Annotated in this window: 1 protein-coding gene and 2 tRNA genes; 1 reads left to right on the top strand and 2 read right to left on the bottom strand. The window is 58.6% G+C overall.

Annotation, left to right across the window (positions count from 1 at the left end; translation table 11 throughout):
• Window positions 1–607: 607 nt before the first annotated feature.
• Window positions 608–684, bottom strand: a tRNA-Pro gene (locus tag AC221Y_RS23275).
• 192 nt (window positions 685–876) lie between these two features.
• On the opposite strand from AC221Y_RS23275, the gene AC221Y_RS23280 reads away from it, so the two are divergent.
• Window positions 877–950 (top strand) — tRNA-Gln (locus tag AC221Y_RS23280).
• 71 nt (window positions 951–1,021) lie between these two features.
• Here AC221Y_RS23280 and AC221Y_RS23285 read toward each other — a convergent pair.
• On the bottom strand, window positions 1,022–1,783 hold the full coding sequence (locus AC221Y_RS23285) for an IS5 family transposase (RefSeq protein ID WP_486708656.1): 762 nt from the start codon (window positions 1,781–1,783) through the stop codon (window positions 1,022–1,024).
• Window positions 1,784–2,038: the final 255 nt, after the last annotated feature.

Raw genomic sequence — 2,038 nt, forward strand, 5'->3', positions numbered from 1 at the left:
GTTAACTCATTCATGGCGCGCACTTTGGCCATGGCTTCTTGGGCAAAATGTGACTGATTTCCACGCTTTGGGCATGGGTGCCTTTCGATGACATTCAACGGATGCATGAAGGGCAGATCGAGAAGTTTCCGCATCGCGCGCCATACTACAGTGAGGCTGAATACCGCGTCGAAGTAGCGCTGCTTCTCTCAGCTTTACCTTCGGCCAGAACCCGGAGGTTCCTAAGACTTAGACGTGTCTTGCGGAGCAGGGATCTATTTCGATGCACTGGATTGTCCGCTTCTGGCACTTAGCGGACTCTTTAGGCGGGCTCGCCGCACGTCCGCTATCGGAGGCAAAGCAGACATTCCCCGTAACGGGTCAACTGATGACTGCTTATGAGTCCACGCCCTAGGTGGAGAACAGTTGGAAGGTTCGCGGCCGCGCCCATCGGCATGCCGCACACTCCTTCGTCGATCTGGGGGCGGAGCGTTTTGTGGGGGATGCGGGAAGGGCGACACGGATAACTGGCCATCCAAAGTTGTTTCGTGGGCGTAACCGTGGGCGAAGCTGCTTCCGAGGATCTGCCACGAAGCGCCTAATATATTGATATTACATCGAGAATTAATGGTCGGAGTGGCAGGATTTGAACCTGCGACCCCCTCGTCCCGAACGAGGTGCGCTACCAGGCTGCGCTACACTCCGCCTTGGCGTGAAGAGGCACGTATATAGACGGCCCCGCGCGGCCCCGCAACAAAGCCGGGGACCTAAGATCTCAGCGCGCTCAAGGGGAGGGCGGGGGCGTTGCCCGCGGGGCCCGATACTGGTAGGAGGGCAGCCCGCCTGCCATATACCGGTGGCGCAAGGCGGCCTTCCTCGGAAGAATATGACGCGCGTTGGGGCGTAGCCAAGTGGTAAGGCACCGGGTTTTGATCCCGTGATCCCAGGTTCGAATCCTGGCGCCCCAGCCACGTAGTCGCGGCTTTTCCGGCTCTCTGTCGAGGTCCGCCAAGCCTCCTTGAATAAGCCCGGAAATCTGCCACTAGGGCGTGGACTCATAAACGCGCAGCCATAAGCGGATGCAGGCCAGCTTGACGAAGGCGAGATAGTTGGCGGCGAGCTTGTCGTATCGGGTCGCGACGCGCCGGCACTGCTTGATCTTGTTGAAGAACCGCTCGACTAGGTTGCGGTCACGGTAGAGATAGGGGCTAAAGCAGATCGGATCCTTGCGATTGCGCTTGGGCGGGATGTTTGCCCACGCGCCCCGTTCAGTGACAAATGCCCTGATCCAGTCCGCGTCGTAGCCGCGATCTGCCAGCAACCGCGCGCGCCGAGGGAGCTGTCGCAGCAAGACCGAGCAGAGCCGGTTGTCGTGCACCTGACCGCCAGTGAGGCCGAGCTGCACCGGCAAACCATTGGCATCCACAACGACATGGATCTTGCTAGTCAACCCGCCACGAGAGCGACCAATATGCTGGCCGCTGTTATTGGCGATGCAGGCTCCATGTTGGTGCACGCGGATGATAGACGTATCGATCATCTGCACCGCCGTATCATGAGCGGCAGCTAACGCATCCATGATCCGGTCCCAAACGCCGGCTCGCCGCCAGCGAACAAACCGATTGTAGCAAGTCGTATGGGGACCATAGCGATCTGGCAGATCGCGCCACGGTGCGCCTGAGCGCAGGACCCAAAAGATGCCATTGAGAGTGCGCCGGTCGTCCACCCGGGGAATGCCGCGTGGCTTGTTTGGGAGCATCGGCCTAATGACGCTCCATTCGTAGTCACTGAGTTCATAGCGCATGATTCGCAGCTCCCTTTTTGGGAGCTTGAATCACGGCTGAGACGCGATCAGCAACATCTGGATGTCCGCTTTCGGGGCCAAAGCCGACCTAAAATGGTGCTGAATAAGGAGTCTGCTAATGACCCAAAGCGGACATCAGAGCGTGTTCTTGTAGATCTTGCCGTCCTTCATGATCAGGTCGATCTTGTTCTCGTAGTCTGAAAGGATCGTCACGTCCCGAGTCGGATCACCCTCGACCAGGATGATGTCGGCATA

The organism is Boseongicola sp., assembly GCF_057460485.1.